We start from the raw sequence: 18022 nt of genomic DNA on the forward strand, positions 1-18022 counted from the left end.
AATTATGAAAGCATTAGTTGGATATACAGGTTTTGTTGGAAGCAATATTTATGCTTCCGGAGATTTTGATGCAGTATATAATTCAAAAAATATAGAAGATGCATATGGAACGAATCCGGATCTGCTTGTATATGCGGGCTTGAGAGCCGAAAAGTATCTGGCCAATAATGATCCGAAAAAGGATATGGAGTTGATTATTCAGGCAGAGGAAAATATTCAAAAAATCAATCCCAGAAAGCTGGTATTAATTTCCACAATAGATGTTTTCAAAATTCCAAACGATGTGGATGAAAATTCTGTGATTAATACAGAGGGACTTCATGCTTATGGATATAACAGATATCAGTTGGAGATATGGGTTCGCGACAGGTATCCGGATGCATTGATTATCAGATTACCGGGAATCTACGGCAAGAATATTAAGAAGAATTTTATATATGATTATATGAATATTATTCCGTATATGCTTAAGGTAGAGAAATTTGAAGAATTAAATTCAAAGAATCCGGAATTGAAACGGTATTATCAGCTTCAGAATAATGGTTTTTATAAGGTGAATGTATCTGAGAAGGACAGGGAATACTTGAAAGATTGCTTTAGAAAGCTCGGATTTTCTGCTTTGAATTTTACTGACAGCAGAAGTATCTACCAATTTTATAACCTTGAAAGACTGTGGGCAGATATGCAGCTTGCCTTGGAAGCAGGTATAACGGTGTGGCATCCGGCAACCGAGCCTGTATCCGCAGGTGAAGTGTATGAATATCTGACAGGAGAGAAGTTCGTAAACAAGTTGGGTGGAATACCGGCGAATTATGATTATAAAACAATCCATGCGGAATTGTTTGGAGGGGAGAAACAATATATTTATCATAAAAAGGATGTCTTGGAGAGTATAAAGGAGTTTGAAGAACGATGGAAAAGTGGAAAAAGGTAATACTGGTAATCATAACAGTCGTAATATCTCTAAGAATAGGATACATCGTATTCAGAGGAGAAGTAGATAAGGAGTATTACACTTCAGGAGAATATGACTTAATCAATACATCGAGTATTCTCTGCAAAGATGCGGTTCAGATTTTTTCTAGTAATCAAGATAGATTGAACAGCTTAGAGTTTGTGTTTACTAATATTGCAGACGACAAAGCAGGATCAGTTGTTTTGAGCATATACTCCGATGAAAAACTTATATATCAGACTAACATTTCTTTGTCAAATATAAATAACTGGGGGTGGAAAAAAGTATTTATTAATACTGAAATATCCCCGGGTAAGGAATATAAGATGGTAGTTTCAGCTACGGAAGACTGCACTCAGATTCCAGAGCTGTTAGTTGTAAAAAATGCATATGCACCTGAGATAATAGAATCATACGGAAAGGATCGGGGGGGGGAAATATTGATGGGCAAATTGCTGTTAACTATGGATATCTGAGATATCCCAGTGTAGCAGATCGTCTAGTCATGGTTTCACTTTGGGGATTTTTATGGATGTTATTATTTGCTGGATTATACTACTTTGACTCAATTGTAAGTGTTTTAGGAAGAGGAAAGGACTACTTATTACAGCAAGTGAAGCCACAGATTCTTGTAACAGTTCTCGAGCTGATTGGATGTGCAGTTATTCTCGCTGGCAGTGGAATTGAATTCCAAGCGCCGACAAGAGTGATCTTATATATTATTTCTCTGATTTCTACTGTCAATTACACTAAGAAAATAGAGTATATAAGTTCCTTAATTGATTATACGTGGAAAAAAGTATTAATTATATTATTGTATGTATATGCAGCATTTGCGTTAGTTGGACAGAGAATATGGATTTATCCATTATCTATAAAGCTTACAGTTGCTGGATTATTTGTCTTTGTTTGTACAATATTTTGGTTCATTCCTGTTGTACAAAGTATTTTGTATTACATGGAAAAAGTATGTTTGTATTCCTTTACAAGTATCCCTAAAATGAAAACATGGAAATTTGTGGCTGCCTCTGTACTTATTCTTTTATTACCTGCAGTATATATTTTATTTGCTTATAATCCTGGAATATCCTCAATGGATACAGTAGTCACAATGGTTACAAACGCACAGAATTTGCAGGGAATGGCGGACTGGCATCCAGCATTTTACTGTATGATATTAAGTATTATCGAAAAAGTGTGGAATTCTACATATTCTATAATAATAGTACAATATTTTTTCTGGATCTATGTAGTCTTGGAGCTGATACTATATCTACGTAAAAAGGGAATACGAGAATCAATACTGATAGCAGTAATATTATTTACAGGATTTAATGCCGGAAATATTATTCATATCAATACTATATGGAAAGATATTCCATATACGTTATCCTTATTTTGGGCGCTGATTATCATAGCAAAAATAAGTATTGATTTTGAAAAGTATAAATGTAAATGGTATATATATTTGGAGATAATTGTTGCCTTAGTCGGAGTATGTCTCTATAGAAAGAACGGAGTGGTATCTTTTATAATTATTACAATTCCACTTGTATTTATTTTAAGAAAAAATATCAGGCTTTTAGCAGCATTAGCAATTAGTTTTGCATTAATCCTTACGATAAAAGGACCAGTATATAATTATTTTGAAGTTCAAGATACTGGAAAACATGGAATGTATGTAGGTTTGGGGCAAGACATTTTAGGTGTATATTATGCCGGAGGTGAAGTATCTGCAAGTACTTTTCAAATGATAAATAGAATGACTGATTACAATAATGCTGAATACTCTTATAACCCTACATGGTCAAACCAATCCATGGATTTGAATGTTGGAGTAAAAGAGTTTGTTTTTAATTATGTTGATACATTTCTTAAAAATCCGATTATGATGATGCGGGCAATTATAGACCGAGTAGATGCATTTTGGGATATCTATGCGGGGGAGGATACGATTTTAGGCTGTATAAATTATACAGAAGCCATGGATGGAGTTGAGACATGGAATGAAAATTATCCTGAAAGAAAGTATGTAAGTCTATATACGGCTGCATCCTCTGTATTAACATATACAGCTACTTCACAGTGGATTTCCGCAATCGAATGGAGATGTGGTTTATTTACATTTATAGGTCTTACTGCAGGTATATTTTTATTAATAAAAAAGGGAGCAGGAAAATATTGGGTTATTATTCTCCCCCTGGCAGGACACATTATAAGTTTGTTGTTATCAACTGGATGGGCAGAGTTTAGATATTTTTGGCCATTCAATTTATTAAATATGGGTGTGATTCTACTAACAATAGTAATTGTTGAAAATGCTGGGGAAAGGCGGTTATGAATAAAAATGGCGGATTTATCTATTTCAAATATAGCTTGGGGAAGTGAACTGGATGATTCAGTATATACATTGATGAAAAAATATCAATTTTCCGGTTTAGAAATTGCTCCTACCAGAGTGTTTCCGAAAACTCCTTATGAAAAAAAAGAGGAGGCTGGAATATGGAGTGAAAAACTGAGGAAGAAATATGGATTTACAGTGCCTTCTATGCAGTCAATTTGGTTTGGCAGACAGGAGAAGATTTTTGGAACCAGAGAAGAACGTCAGATTCTCATTAAATATACAAAGAAGGCGATTGATTTTGCAAAAGAGATTAATTGCAAAAATCTTGTATTTGGATGTCCCTACAATCGAAAATTCCCAGAAGGAGCAGATTTGGAGATTGGTGTAACATTTTTTAGAGAAATTGGGGAGTATGCGGCAGATCATAGCACTGTGATAGGAATGGAAGCGAATCCAAAAATATATAACACAAATTATATTAATGATACATTGTCAGCACTGGAATTAATTGAAAAAGTTAACTCCAGAGGCTTTTTACTAAATCTTGATGTTGGAACAATGATTCAGAATCAGGAATCTGTTACTCATCTGATTGGGAAGGTTGATTTGATTAATCATGTTCATATCAGTGAACCTGGGCTTAAGATTATTGTGGAAAGGAAACTTCATACGGAACTGAAAAAAGTTTTGGAGGCAGAAGTATACCGAGGATTTGTTTCTATAGAAATAGGTAAATTAGATGATATACAGATCATAGATAAGCAAATGAGGTATGTAAAGAACATATTTGGGTAATATACAAATTTGCTAAAGGAGATAAATTATGTTCTCGGAGAATAAAAATAAAATAGGAGCCATTGCGATCACAATAATTATGATAATGATTATCGTTTATATAGGTCCAATAGATGGCTTCAGACATGGTTATTTTACTGATGCAATAGATTGCGGACAAATAGACGAAAATGATTTTCTTGATACGGTATCATTGGAGGACGATGACTACAAGATGTCTTTTACACCAAAGAAAAGATATTTATCCGGGTTCGAAATATATCTGGTTAATCAACCTAGCGATAATAGCGGAAATATCATTTTGACTATATTAGATAATAAGAAAGTATTAGACACAATTTCTGTAGATTTGAGCAAGGTTCGTGACGCATCGTGGTATAAAGTATATACAGACGCAAAACTAAAAAAAGATAAAGAGTATATCTTAAAAATTTCAGCAGTTGACTGTACAAGTATACCACATTTGCAAAATGTAAAAAAAGATTATCTTTCAGATGAAACGGTTACTGGAAATATACTGATATCATATGCATATGCAAAATCTACATTTACATTTCAAAATAAGATCATTATCATTATGTTTATTATTTCTGTATGGATGTTTCTATATAGTTATTTTATGACCGGTAAATTAAAAAACTGTTTTATTTTATCGGGGGGGGGGTATTTTTTTAATTTCTGTCTTAACATGGAATTATATGTACAATTCTATGGATAATCAAAATGTAGGATTTACTAATTTTCAGGAATTCAGTGAAAGTCTGGTCACGGGGACTATTTATGCCGAGCAGGATGGAGTATACTTCAGGGATGATGATGAAAGGGGGTTTGGACTGGGAGTATATTATAATTTAAAAGGGACCTTCCTATCATATGGATTAACTTATATTACAGATGATAACTGGCTAAATGGCTATTCAAGATCAGAAAAAATAATCATAATTAACTCTAACATATATAGTAGAGAAGTAGCTGTAGCAGGAAACTATATGCAATTTGCTAATGGTGATATTTATCGGATCATACGTGTGGACGATAATGGAACCAATATTCGTATATATTTGAACAGCAGTGAAAAGCTTTCTTATGCAAAGAATGGCAGCTTAAATGATGCTGTTTTTTTTGATACGAATCATACCAGGATGCCAGTAAGCAGGATTACTGCATATAAAAGCCAGTATGGACTGCAAGGGAAAATTTTCAGGCACTTGGCAAGATATATGGATGAGAATCAGGTCATTGAGAATCTGCATCTTTTGTGTTGTATTGCAACAGCAACCATATTGACCTTAATTGTGTTTTTGGCCTCATTGAAATACAATAAAATCTTTGCCGGATGCTTTTTTGTGACTTTTTGGCTGTCTCCATGGATTGTCAATTTCGCAAAGAATTTATATTGGGTTGAATTTACATGGTTTATTCCCATGGCTGTGGGTTTATTTTGTGCGTGGAAGATTAATCAAAAAAAATATAGGGTTATAAGTTATATTTTAACATTAATTGCTGTCACCGGAAAATGTCTTTGTGGATATGAGTATATTTCTTCTATTATGATGGGGCTTATTGCATTTTTACTTACAGATTTTATACTGGCTTTACGCCAAAGGAATAAGAAGCAATCAGTTCTTTTACTGAAAACAATGGTAATGATTGGAAGTTTTGCATTGATTGGATTTACGGTTGCTCTATGCATTCATGCACAATTAAGAGGAGAGGGAAATATTGTAGAGGGAATTAAAAATATTTTTGAAGAGGATGTATTGCGTAGGACTTATGGAACTAATTTGAATGATTTTGATGCTGTATATTGGGAATCATTGAATGCATCTGTCTGGGAAGTATATTGCAAATATTTTCGTTTCCCGACACAAATAGTAACAGGTATCAATGGAAATTTGTTCCCTTTAATATGTATTTTACCATTATGCATTTTCGGATATGAGTTTAAGAAAGGGGAAATGAATACAGAGCTTTTGACAATGTATGTTGTCTTTTTTCTAACATCTGTATCGTGGTTTCTGCTGGCAAAATCACACTCATATATTCATACAAGTATAAACTACGTCCTTTGGTATTTTGGATATGTACAGATATGTATATATAGTATTGTCCATGAGATTACTAAAATATACAGAAATCTGTGAATCTGAAGGAAGTACATTGTAATAGCATTTATACCGTGATGGAAGAACTACCACGGAAATAAGAATGCTCAGAATATGGCGATTCGGCTGTTTTACAGGGTATACCCAAGGGCACCCCATCATGGCCATTCGGCCGTTTCACAAAGTATAAAAAAGGAGAGTGATTGCATGGTTTATGAAAGACAGATGGGCGTCCCACGCTTCGAATGTAACGAGTACGAAGAGAAATCTAAAAACTATGTTATTCTGATTCCAATTATTAACGAGGGTGAAAGAATCGTTAAAGAACTGGAGCGTGCCTGCGGGAATAATGTACCAGAATATGCGGATATTGTAATCTGCGACGGTGGTTCAACAGACGGATGTACAGAAGAAAATATGCTGTGCAAGCTAAAGGTAAATACACTTCTCGTAAAACAAGATATAGGCAGGCAGGGTGCCCAGCTCCGTATGGGGATTTGGTGGGCATTGCAGAGAGGATATAAAGGCATTATAACCATTGATGGAAACAACAAGGACAGTATAGAAGATGTCCCTCGGTTTATCGAGAAGCTGGAAGAGGGGTATGATCTGGTTCAGGGGTCCAGATTTGTAAAAGGCGGTAAAGCAATTAATACACCGTTTATCCGCACTGTATCAGTGAGATTGATCCATGCTCCGATCATCTCATTAACAGCCCATCGGAAGTTTACCGATACGACAAATGCTTACAGAGCATATTCTGCAAGATATTTGCTGGATGAGCGTGTGCAGCCGTTCAGAAATATATTTATGACATACGAATTACTGGCCTATCTTTCAGTCAGGGCAACCCAGATTGGGATGAACGCCTGTGAAATCCCGGTTACCAGAGCATATCCTCAAACTGGAAAGATACCCACGAAGATTCGTTTCTTTAAGGGGAATGCTGAGCTAATGAAAATCCTTATTCAGAATGCATTCGGGGCATATAAACCAAAGTAGGGGAGGGGTATTTTGTTTACTAAATTTCGGAAAAACGGAAGGACATTACATTTCATACAATGGCTTTGGATATTGTTATTCTTGATTATCCTGAGTACGGTAGGCTGTTTTTGTCTTACTAATGATGTGATTTATCGTGCAAATACTAGAAATGGAAATAAAGTTAATACGGCAATCGGGAAGTATATTTGGGGGGGGGCGTGCTAGTGCCAAAATTTTTAAGAATCCTAATGGAGGAGCAGATGTTGAACAGTTAAGAAAACAAATTAAGCCAACAACAAAAGATAGTACAGAAATTGAAAACGGAAGTAGCTCGTTACAACCTGTTATTAAAAAATATTTATTTGTGATGGATAGCTATGGTGCTGTTTTAGATGACAATTTTGTTACAAGAGCATGTAATTCATTAGGGCTTGTAAATGGAACTGACTATTCTATCGTTCAAAAAAATGGATCAGGGTTTAATCCAACTACTACAGAAGTAACGTTTCGAGATTTAATCTCTGATTGGTCTGGCGACAAAAACTCCATAACGGATATTTATACAGTTGGTGGGGCTAATGACCAAAATGGACAGACATATGATAGCATTAATAATAATATAAAAGCATTCATTGACTATGCGAAGCAAGTTTATCCAAATGCTAAAGTTAAAGTGGGATTTTTTAGTAAAAAATTTAATTCTCCCTATTATGCAAATGCATATGTTACTCTTTGTGCATATGCTAATTGTGTGGAGCATGGTGGACAATTCATAGAAAACTCTCAATGTGTAATGAATGATATTACTTTATTTAATGAAGATATGGTTCATCCAATTAGCGAGGGTACTGACGAACTTGCTAAACATCTTGTTACTGCCATCTTATATAATAGATGTGATGTACAAAGATTAACCCCCTACACTTGGACTTCGACATGGACTGACGGGGAAATTACTAATTATTCCCAATATATGTGCCAAAATAACATGAACTTATATTTTAAAAGTTCAGGGATTTATAATCAGATTATGGCTATACAATACGGAGCAGGTAAACAACCTACCACTTCAAGAATAAAACTTGATAACGTTGCAACTGTAAATACCGGATTTACTACAGCGCCTTCAAGTGGATTAGATAAAGCAATTCCTATAACATGTAGAATCTTAACGACACAAAATACTCAATTTACTGCTAATGGAGAATTAACCATCTCCTCTGTTAACAATAGGACTATAGATGTTTCTATAGATATTGTTCTTCCGTCAGAATTAACAGTTGATACTGTAAATATTTATAGTAATTCACTGTTTAATATTTTCTAAAATCGCCATTTTGATGTCATAAACACCGGCCAGGATTACGGATTTGAACGTATGATCCTGGCCTTTATCTTTCTTATTTCCTATCCCCAACTTCACACAACTACAGCCGCCCCCCTCATTCCCATCAATACCCCCAATACACCGTAATCACCGACATCATCGGATCTTCCACATAAGTATACCACACCGTATCCAGCCCGTAGTTCACCGCCAGGGTCTGGGCGGCCTGTGGGATTACGTTGTTGATGATATCGTCGTGTGCCTGGAGATAGAGGTCGTAATAGGCAAATTTGCAGGAAAAGGAGGGCCTTCTCTCATAGACGGACTGATTCATATTGAGCAGCATTGCATAGCTGTCATAGCCTTCATAAAACATTCCGTTCAGTACATAATAATCCAGATCCATGGAAGGACATTCCGGATAGGGGATACCAGGCTCGGAAGTATGGCTGCGGTAGATCTCGGAATCCGCGCAGCACAGATATCCGTAGTTGATGCTGTCCAGAGGGATATTTACCCCGCTTTCTCCCTGTTGGAAAACCGGATCGCCGAAGGTCACATCCATGTGGTAATATTGTCCGTTGCATTTTACAATATTCCAGGCATGGGGGCCCTGCTGGGGGATTGTCCCAATGGCGTAAATGCATTCGATGCCAAGTCTCTGGAGGAGGAACTGGGCGGCGCGGGAATAGCCTGCGCAGACGGATACCCGGTTTACCAGGGAACTGTAAATATTCTGGTTGTCCGGCGCGTCTAAGTTGTAATCCACGGTATTTACCAGATATTCAAAAATGTAACGGATCTTGTCATACTCCGGGGCATCCATTGCAATGCCGGCTAAGCAGGCATTCGCGGCAGCTTCGATCTGCGCCGAGCGCTGCTGCAGCTCCTCGCCCAGGCAGATATAGACCGGGCGGACTTCGGAATAATCGGTATAACTGGTGATCTGGGTTCCGCCCGTGCACCAGAAGATCTCCGGGCGGTCGTAGAGGAGATACTCGTAGACCATGGAAAATTCCTCTGTATTCCCGGTATGGATATAAAAGCTCTCGGCCTGCGTCCGTACGGCCTGCAGGATTTCCTTATAGACCAGCTGCTGCCCGTCGCTTAACAACTGATAATAGAAGCCCGAAGCGACCTCGGACTCATCAATGACGATTTCGGAAAACGGGATGGATTCTTCCATTGTCCGGGTGACGACATTCTTGATTGCACTGACATTTTCCGGCAGTTTTTGAAAATAAATGGTTGCGGCTTCCCTGGCGCCCCATATGCAAAACCCGACACAGACCAGCAGTAGAAAGACCAGTGGGAAAATCGGCTTTTTTTTCTTCCTTTTCATTGCGGCTCCTTTGTGATTTTCTGCTTCAATTATACAGTCTCTTTTCAAAAAAGTAAACCATCTCTTACATCTCCCCCGGCAATCTCCCGCGTATTTCGAACTGCCGATTGACAAACGCATTTTTTGGTTATATTCTATATTTATGTGGTAGTTTTTTCAAATTTTTTGAAGATTATCCACATATCCTCATTTTTTTTATGTTATTGCGAGGTGATACAAATGATGCATGTTTTTTACTGCATAAAATGCAAAAGATACCATTATACAAACAATCAGGCACGGGCCGTTTGCTGCGGACAGCCGATGTACCGCGTGAATATTGAATTTACGGATTTTGTGAAAATGGATCTGGATGAGCGTAAGGAGGCTCTGAAGATTTACTCTTTGGCAGAGTAGACTTTTTCTCCGCCGGACAATCCCGTGCCGTATCTTGTACTGCACGGCACGGGAATCAGAAAAACTGCGGCGGAGCCCATCTTTTCGGTGTAGACAGGATTTTTCAGGTCAGTTCGGCAATCCGGGATACACCTACATAGATCTCTGATATTTTATACCAGGTACGGTAATCTACCGTACCTGTCTGAGGAAGCCCGAAAACAGACTGGAACACCCGGACAGCTTCGGCAGTCGCGGGGCCGTACCGTCCATCCACCTGGATTTTTGGAATGGCAGGATATGCTCCGGCGATCACATTGATCTGTTCCTGGATCTGACGGACTTTATCACCGCTGGAACCGTTTTCCAGGACATAACCGGGCCAGGAGGAGGGGACTCCGGAGACTTCCTGGGCGGTGTTGATGTACATGTTGTCCCCGTAATAATACCGCAGGATCTCAATCGCGGAATAGCCCTGTTCTCCCAGGGACATGGAACCCCACTGCTGCATCCAGTTGGGACAGGACACCCGCTGCCCGTCGCAGTACTGGGTCAGGATGGGCTGCCGGACGTTGGGCCGTGACAGATAGTTGGCGAAAAGTTCATCCACGATGGCGGAGATGGTATTAAAATAATTCCGTTCCGGAATCCATTTGTGGTCGAAGGCAGTGGAAGAGGTGATTGTAAAGTCGTAGCCTCTGTTTCGGTACCCCGAAACCGCCGCTCATTCCATAGAGGGCATATCCGGCGCCGCCGGGGCTGAAAATTCGATGGCTGCCTGGTGGATGCGGGAAAAGGGCAAAAGGGGTCAATTCTATCTCTGAGTTAATTTCATTTCTCCGGGTCTGTGGTTCCTTCGATCAGATAATCGTAAGACACCTGGAAAATCTCTTTCAGAGCTTTCAACTCCAGGTCTGTGACATAACGTTTGTTCGTCTCAATTCTTGTGATCACATTTTTATCCATATCATATCCTGCAAGCTGAAGCCGGTAAGCCAGGTCGCGCTGAGAATAATTGCTTTTCCTTCGAAGTTCGATCAGATGTTTGCTGACAAGATTTTTTTCTCCTGTCTGTGTTCTTGGTTTCGGCATGATAACTCCTCCTTTTACACGTCTCACTTTCAGCACTTTTTCATGATTTTACTAGCGATCTTATAGAAGGAAGGTTGTAAAAATGAGACGTGCTGCTGTTTATTCTTCCTGTGTATATGATTAGCCCGAAAACAGCCTTTTCCCGCCCCTAATTGGATGATACCGCAGCAGAAACCAACAGGAAATACTCAACATCTTCTCGTTTTTATTGAAATGAAAACCGTTTTTTCATATAATGAAGGAAAGCACAGTCCCGGACACGACTTTAGGAGGAATGAGAACATGAGAAAAACAAAGATGACCATAGACAAGGCGTACAGGATTTCACAGGTGGACAAACGGATCTTCGGCTCCTTCATCGAGCACCTTGGAAGGGCGGTATACGGAGGAATCTACCAGCCCGGCCATGCAAGCGCGGACGAGGAGGGCTTCCGGCAGGACGTACTGGAGCTGGTGAGGGAACTAAGGGTTCCGGTTGTGCGTTATCCGGGCGGAAATTATGTATCCAATTATTTCTGGGAGGATGGTGTCGGGCCGGTCAGTGAACGCCGGGCACGGCTGGATCTGGCCTGGAGGAGTCTGGAGCCCAATACCTTCGGGCTGGGAGAATTTACAAAATGGGCGGCCAAAGCAGGTACGGATGTGATGATGGCGGTGAACCTGGGAACCAGGGGGACTAAGGACGCATGCAATCTTCTGGAATACTGCAACCATCCCTCCGGAACAAAATACAGCGACTTAAGGAGGAAGCACGGCGCAGAGCATCCCTATAACATCAAGCTTTGGTGCCTGGGAAATGAGATGGACGGGGAGTGGCAGATCGGCCACAAGAACATGCAGGAATACGGAAGGCTTTCGGAGGAAACCGCCAAAGCTATGAAGCTGATGGACCCCTCCATCGAACTGGTGACCTGCGGCAGCTCCTTCATGGGGATGCCTACATTTCCGCAGTGGGAAGCTACCACGCTGGAATGCAGCTATGATTATGTAGACTACATTTCCCTGCACCAGTATTACGGAAACGAAGCCGGGGACAGCGCGGATTTTCTCGCCCTTTCGGACGATATGGAGGAATTTATCCATACGGTGGTGTCGGTCTGCGATTTCGTAAAAGCCAAGAAGCGCAGCAGAAGGAATATCCATCTCAGCTTTGACGAGTGGAATGTGTGGTATCACTCCAAAGACCAGGAGGTGGATATCATGCAGAACCATCCATGGCAGATCGGCCCCCGCCTTTTGGAGGATCACTATAATTTTGAGGACGCGCTGGTGGTGGGGCTGATGCTGATCACGCTACTAAAGCATGCGGACCGGGTGAAGATCGCATGTCTGGCGCAGCTTGTCAATGTGATTGCGCCGATCATGACCGATCCCCAGGGCGGGGTGTGGAAACAGACCATCTTTTACCCATTCCTGCACGCGTCCATGTATGGCCGGGGAGAGGTCATCCAGACGATCCTTGACACTCCGGTACATGAGACCAGCAGGCACGGGGCGGTGACGGATGTGGTCAGCGTGGCGGTTTTCCGGGAGGAAGAGGAGGAGCTTACGGTCTTTGCGGTGAACCGAAACCTGGAGGAGGACCAGCAGATACATATGGATCTCAGAAGCTTTGAAGGGTACGGGATACTGGAAAAGATCGAACTGGTTTCCGAAGACCTGAAGGCGGAAAACTCAATCTATGAAGAAAATGTAAAACCCGTTCGGGATAAGGAGGTCAGGATGGATGGGCAGATGGCGGAGCTGGTTCTGAAAAAGGCTTCCTGGAATGTGATCCGGTTCGGGAAAAAATAGGAACCGGAAAAAAAGAGGGCTGTTTTGCGACAGCCCCTTTTTTGATGACATCGTATGCAAAAAAGCTTCTGGCGGCAGGTTTCCTGTATTGAATATTTGATTTGATATCAAACTAAATTTTAGCTAAAAAGTATAAAACAATTCTGAAATACAAAAAGATATGTTGACAAATATTGTAAATAACCATAAAATATCCGTTAGACGTCTAACTAAAAAGGAGAGATCGTATGAATAAGGAATTGAATCATATGCAGACTCTGGGGGTGCTGGGCCAGGTGACCCATCTGAGCAATTGCCTGGCGAAGCAGATGTTTGGAAAACATGATTTAAAGCCGGGCCATGCGGGCATATTATTTATATTGAACAAAGAAGGGGAGCTCTCCCAGAGGGAGCTTTCAGAGAAGATGAACCTGACGCCCCCCACCATCACCTCTGCCATTCAGAAGATGGAGAAGCTGGGGTACATCCGCCGCAAGCCGGACGATAAGGACCAGCGGGTACTGCGGCTGTGCGTTACGGACAAGGGGAAGGCGTGTCTTGACCAGATCTGCAAGGTAGGCAAGGAGATGGAAGAGATGGCGTTTCAGGGGATGAGCATGGAAGAGACATTGCTGCTAAAGCGGCTGTTCATGCAGGTTCGGGATAATCTGATGGAGGGGCAGGGGCTTTCAGGGCTGCACCCGCCGATGTAACTGACTTGTGAAAGGAGACCAACGATGCGAAAACTATTTCAATATATGGGAATGTACCGAAAAACGGTGTTCCTGGTTTTTCTGATCCTGATTGTGCAGGCATACTGCGATTTGTCCCTGCCGGCCTACACCTCGGACATTGTCAATGTGGGCATCCAGCAGGGCGGGATCAGCGAATCGGTTCCGAAGGCCGTTTCCAGGGAAGGGATGGAACGGATTCTGACCTTCCTTCCCGACCCGAAGGACCGGGAGACGGTTATGGACGCCTATGAGGAGGATGCATCCGTCTATGGGAAAGAGGCATACATCCTAAAGGACGGGATTCTGGAAGAGGCAAAAGAGGAGGGCAGTGCCTATGACCGGCTTTCAGAGGTTATGAGCCTCCCCATGATGCTCATCCAGGGCTTTTCTTCCGGTAACGATGTTACAGAACAGATCCAGCAACAGATCACGGCCGGAATTCCTGCGGAAATGCTGCCTGAAGGGGCAGATATTTTCGATATTCTGGGCATGATCCCCCAGGAGCAGGTAACACGGATGCTGGAGGAGATAGAGGGTCAGATAACGGAAATGCCGGATACGATCCGGGAGCAGGCCGCCATTTCATATGTAAAGACCGCTTATGAGGATCTGGGCATGGATCTGGACGGGATGCAGCTTGGTTATCTTGTGGAAACCGGGGCCAGGATGGTCGGTCTGGCTTTTTTAGGGATGCTGGCCAGCGTTCTTGCAGGGCTTTTGGCATCCAGGGCGGGAGCCGCGTCCGGGCGTGACCTGCGGGGAAAGGTATTTCGCAGAGTGGTGGGCTTTTCCAGCAACGAGTTTGACCAGTTTTCCACCGCATCCCTGATCACCAGAAGCACCAATGACATCCAGCAGATCCAGATGCTCATCGTCATGCTGCTGCGCATGGTCTTGTATGCGCCCATCCTGGCGGCGGGAGGGATTTACCAGGTATTTCGGACCAATGTGTCCATGTCCTGGATCATCGGGCTGGCAGTGCTCCTGATCGGGCTGGTGATCCTGCTGCTCTTTACGGTTGCGATGCCCAAATTCAAGATCATGCAGAAGCTGGTAGACCGGCTGAACCTGGTGACAAGGGAGATACTCACCGGGCTCTCGGTGATCCGGGCGTTCAGTACGGAGAAGCACGAAGAAAAGCGGTTTGACGCGGCAAACCAGGACCTGACCAGGACGAATTTGTTTGTCAACCGGGCCATGACCTTTATGATGCCTATGATGATGCTCATCATGAACGGCGTTTCCGTCCTGATCATCTGGACCGGAGCCCACGGGATCGGGGACGGGCAGATGCAGGTCGGGGATATGATGGCGTTTATCCAGTATACCATGCAGATCATCATGAGCTTCCTGATGCTTTGCATGATCTCCATCATGCTGCCCAGGGCGGCCGTTGCGGCGGAGCGTGTGGATGAGATCCTGACCAGCGAGACGTTGATCCACGACCCCGAAGAGCCGAAGCAGCTTCCGAAACACACAGAAGGGGTGCTGCGCTTCGACCATGTATCCTTCCGGTATCCGGGGGCGGACGAAGACGTGCTCCACGACATTACATTTACGGCCAGGCCGGGGGAGACTACGGCCATCATCGGAAGCACCGGAAGCGGAAAATCCACCCTGGTCAATCTGATTCCCCGGTTTTACGATGTGACGGAAGGCTCCATCACGCTGGACGGCCTGGATATCCGGGAGATCCGACAGCTCGACCTGCGGGAAAGGCTGGGCTATGTGCCCCAGAAAGGGGTGCTGTTCTCCGGGACCATCGGCTCCAATATTCTGTTCGGCAATCCGGACGGCTCAGACAAGGAGATGAGGGAAGCGGCGGAGATCGCCCAGGCCGCGGCTTTTATCGAAGAAAAACCTAATGGCTATGAAAGCCCCATTTCACAGGGCGGGGCAAATGTATCCGGGGGACAGAAGCAGCGTCTGTCCATCGCAAGGGCGGTGGCAAAGCACCCGGACGTGTTTATCTTTGACGACAGCTTTTCCGCGCTGGATTACAAGACCGACGTGACCCTGCGGAAAGCACTGAGGGAAAAGACAGAACACAGCACGGTACTGATTGTGGCGCAGCGGATCAGCACGATCCTACATGCGGACCAGATCCTTGTACTGGACGACGGGGAGGCAGCCGGCATCGGCACCCATGAGGAGCTGCTGAAAACCTGCGGGGTATACCGCCAGATCGCGGAATCCCAATTGTCGGAACAGGAGCTGAGACAGACGGGAATCTATTCCGGGAAGGAGGAGAAAGACCATGAGTAGAGAGCAGAGAAGAGGCCCCATGGGACGGGGGCACGGCCATGGGATGGGGCCCGGAGAAAAAGCGAAGGATTTCAAGGGCACCATCAGAAAGCTGGTCCGCTATATGAGCGTCTATAAAATCCAGATGCTGTTTGTGCTGGTCTTCGCGGTAGGGGGAACGATCTTCAATATCCTGGGCCCCAAGATCCTGGGAAAAGCGACGACGGAGATCTTCAACGGACTGGTAAGCAAGGTGTCCGGAACCGGCGGCATGGATTTCGAAAAGATCGGCAGAATCCTTTTGCTGACCCTGGGGCTCTATGGGGTGAGCGCGGTATTTTCCTTTATCCAGGGCTATATCATGACCGGGATCTCCCAGAAGACGACCTACCGTTTCCGAAAGGCGATCTCGGAAAAGATCAGCCGGATGCCCATGCGTTACTTTGACAAAATGACTTACGGGGAGGTGCTTTCCCGGGTGACCAACGACGTGGATACCCTGGGGCAGAGCCTGAACCAGAGCGCCACCCAGATGATCACCTCGGTGACTCAGATGGTGGGCGTGCTGATCATGATGCTGTCCATCAGCCCGCTGATGACTTTGGTTGCGCTTCTGATGCTGCCGATTTCCGTGTCCATGATTTCCCTGATCATGGCAAAATCCCAGAAGTATTTCCGGGGACAGCAGGAATTTCTTGGAAATGTAAACGGCCAGGTGGAGGAGGTCTATTCCGGCCACAATATCATCAAGGCGTTCAACAAGGAAGAGGAGACCATAGAGGCCTTCGAGGAAACCAACCGGAAGCTTTATGATTCTGCGTGGAAATCCCAGTTCCTGTCCGGGATGATGATGCCAATCATGCAGTTTGTAGGAAACCTGGGGTATGCGGGGGTGGCCATCCTGGGCGGCTACCTGGCCATAAGGAAAGCCATTGAGGTGGGGGATATCCAGTCCTTTACCCAGTATGTGCGGAATTTTACCCAGCCAATCCAGCAGGTGGCGCAGGTGGCCAATATGCTGCAGTCCACCGCGGCGGCGTCAGAGCGTGTGTTTGAATTTCTGGAGGAAGAGGAGGAGGACCAGACCGTGCCGAATCCCGTATCCGTGGACGGACTCCGGGGAAATGTGGAATTTTCCCATGTGCATTTCGGCTACAACCCGGATAAGATCATCATCAACGACTTTTCCGCAAATATCAACGAAGGCCAGAAGATTGCCATTGTAGGCCCCACCGGAGCGGGAAAGACCACCATGATCAAGCTGCTGATGCGGTTCTATGACGTGAACAGCGGGGCCATCCTCATTGACGGCCATAATGTAAAGGATTTTAACCGCAGCGAGCTGCGTATGATGTTCGGGATGGTACTGCAGGACACCTGGCTGTTCCACGGCAGCATCCGGGACAATATCCGCTACGGAAAGCTGGATGCCTCGGACGAAGAAGTGACCGCGGCGGCGAAGGCGGCCAGGGTGCACCGGTTTGTCCAGACCCTGCCGGGCGGGTATGACATGGAACTCAATGAGGAAGCCACCAATGTGTCCCAGGGGCAGAAGCAGCTTCTGACCATTGCCAGGGCCATCCTGGCGGATCCGAAGATCCTGATATTGGATGAGGCCACCAGCTCCGTGGACACCCGGACAGAGATCCAGATCCAGAAGGCGATGGATACGCTGATGAAGGGCAGGACCAGCTTTGTGATCGCCCACCGGCTCTCCACCATCCGGGACGCGGATCTGATCCTGGTGATGAAGGACGGGGACATCGTGGAGCAGGGCACCCATGAGGAACTGATCGCAAAAGACGGATTCTATGCGGAATTGTATAATTCGCAGTTTGAGAAGACGGCGTAATAATGATCCGGTACAGGAGGATCCGGTTTTAGAAAAAATGCCACCTGTACGGTTGGATGCTCTAAAGAGCCTCCAACCGACTCATCCATACAGGTGGAAA

The 18022-nt window shown here is 43.8% G+C and carries 15 protein-coding genes and 1 pseudogene; 13 read left to right on the top strand and 3 right to left on the bottom strand.

Annotation, left to right across the window (positions count from 1 at the left end; genetic code table 11):
* Window positions 1-4: 4 nt before the first annotated feature.
* From EBB54_RS08155 to EBB54_RS08190, 8 genes are all read left to right on the top strand, one after another.
* Window positions 5-934, top strand: coding sequence for an NAD-dependent epimerase/dehydratase family protein (locus EBB54_RS08155; protein ID WP_125127050.1), 930 nt, complete (start codon window positions 5-7; stop codon window positions 932-934).
* A complete protein-coding gene (locus EBB54_RS08160; protein ID WP_125127051.1) occupies window positions 913-1431 on the top strand; it encodes a hypothetical protein in 519 nt (172 codons plus the stop codon). Before EBB54_RS08155 ends, EBB54_RS08160 begins: the two co-directional genes overlap by 22 nt.
* A gap of 29 nt (window positions 1432-1460) precedes the next feature.
* Window positions 1461-3296, top strand: coding sequence for a hypothetical protein (locus EBB54_RS08165; protein WP_125127052.1), 1836 nt, complete (start codon window positions 1461-1463; stop codon window positions 3294-3296).
* Between the two features lie 6 nt (window positions 3297-3302).
* Window positions 3303-4094, top strand: a complete 792-nt coding sequence (locus EBB54_RS08170) for a sugar phosphate isomerase/epimerase family protein (RefSeq protein WP_125127053.1) — start codon at window positions 3303-3305, stop codon at window positions 4092-4094.
* Between the two features lie 28 nt (window positions 4095-4122).
* Window positions 4123-4812: a hypothetical protein gene (locus EBB54_RS08175; RefSeq protein ID WP_125127054.1), complete on the top strand. Its 690-nt coding sequence runs from the start codon at window positions 4123-4125 to the stop codon at window positions 4810-4812.
* Window positions 4805-6238, top strand: coding sequence for a hypothetical protein (locus EBB54_RS08180; RefSeq protein ID WP_125127055.1), 1434 nt, complete (start codon window positions 4805-4807; stop codon window positions 6236-6238). Before EBB54_RS08175 ends, EBB54_RS08180 begins: the two co-directional genes overlap by 8 nt.
* A gap of 168 nt (window positions 6239-6406) precedes the next feature.
* Complete coding sequence (locus EBB54_RS08185) at window positions 6407-7201, top strand: glycosyltransferase family 2 protein (protein ID WP_125127056.1); 795 nt, start codon at window positions 6407-6409, stop codon at window positions 7199-7201.
* 151 nt (window positions 7202-7352) lie between these two features.
* Window positions 7353-8510, top strand: a complete 1158-nt coding sequence (locus EBB54_RS08190) for a hypothetical protein (RefSeq protein ID WP_148099347.1) — start codon at window positions 7353-7355, stop codon at window positions 8508-8510.
* 124 nt (window positions 8511-8634) lie between these two features.
* Here the strand turns inward: EBB54_RS08190 and EBB54_RS08195 are convergent, their stop codons facing one another.
* A complete protein-coding gene (locus EBB54_RS08195; RefSeq protein WP_125127058.1) occupies window positions 8635-9852 on the bottom strand; it encodes a transglutaminase domain-containing protein in 1218 nt (405 codons plus the stop codon).
* A 219-nt stretch (window positions 9853-10071) separates the two neighbouring features.
* Between EBB54_RS08195 and EBB54_RS30525 the strand changes: the two genes are divergently transcribed.
* Entirely contained in the window at window positions 10072-10248 is a 177-nt protein-coding gene (locus EBB54_RS30525; RefSeq protein ID WP_004079415.1) for a hypothetical protein, read from the top strand.
* A gap of 103 nt (window positions 10249-10351) precedes the next feature.
* On the opposite strand, the pseudogene EBB54_RS08200 reads toward EBB54_RS30525, so the two are convergent.
* Together EBB54_RS08200 and EBB54_RS08205 are read right to left on the bottom strand one after the other, a co-directional pair.
* Window positions 10352-10936: pseudogene (locus EBB54_RS08200) on the bottom strand (peptidoglycan-binding protein); the annotation flags it as partial.
* Between the two features lie 122 nt (window positions 10937-11058).
* Window positions 11059-11319, bottom strand: a complete 261-nt coding sequence (locus EBB54_RS08205; protein ID WP_125127059.1) for a helix-turn-helix domain-containing protein — start codon at window positions 11317-11319, stop codon at window positions 11059-11061.
* A 282-nt stretch (window positions 11320-11601) separates the two neighbouring features.
* Between EBB54_RS08205 and arfA the strand changes: the two genes are divergently transcribed.
* The 4 genes from arfA (at window position 11602) to EBB54_RS08225 (ending at window position 17922) form a co-directional block, all read left to right on the top strand.
* Window positions 11602-13113 carry an arabinosylfuranosidase ArfA gene (gene arfA, locus EBB54_RS08210; protein WP_125127060.1) on the top strand — a complete coding sequence of 504 codons (1512 nt, stop codon included), beginning with the start codon at window positions 11602-11604 and terminating at the stop codon, window positions 13111-13113.
* A gap of 227 nt (window positions 13114-13340) precedes the next feature.
* Complete coding sequence (locus EBB54_RS08215; RefSeq protein WP_125127061.1) at window positions 13341-13805, top strand: MarR family winged helix-turn-helix transcriptional regulator; 465 nt, start codon at window positions 13341-13343, stop codon at window positions 13803-13805.
* A 24-nt stretch (window positions 13806-13829) separates the two neighbouring features.
* A complete protein-coding gene (locus tag EBB54_RS08220; RefSeq protein ID WP_125127062.1) occupies window positions 13830-16091 on the top strand; it encodes an ABC transporter ATP-binding protein in 2262 nt (753 codons plus the stop codon).
* Entirely contained in the window at window positions 16084-17922 is a 1839-nt protein-coding gene (locus tag EBB54_RS08225) for an ABC transporter ATP-binding protein (protein WP_125127063.1), read from the top strand. The genes EBB54_RS08220 and EBB54_RS08225 overlap by 8 nt, the downstream gene beginning before the upstream one ends.
* The last annotated feature ends 100 nt before the right edge of the window (window positions 17923-18022 follow it).

Origin of the sequence: Schaedlerella arabinosiphila (assembly GCF_003885045.1) — a bacterium.
Lineage (GTDB): Bacteria > Bacillota > Clostridia > Lachnospirales > Lachnospiraceae > Schaedlerella > Schaedlerella arabinosiphila.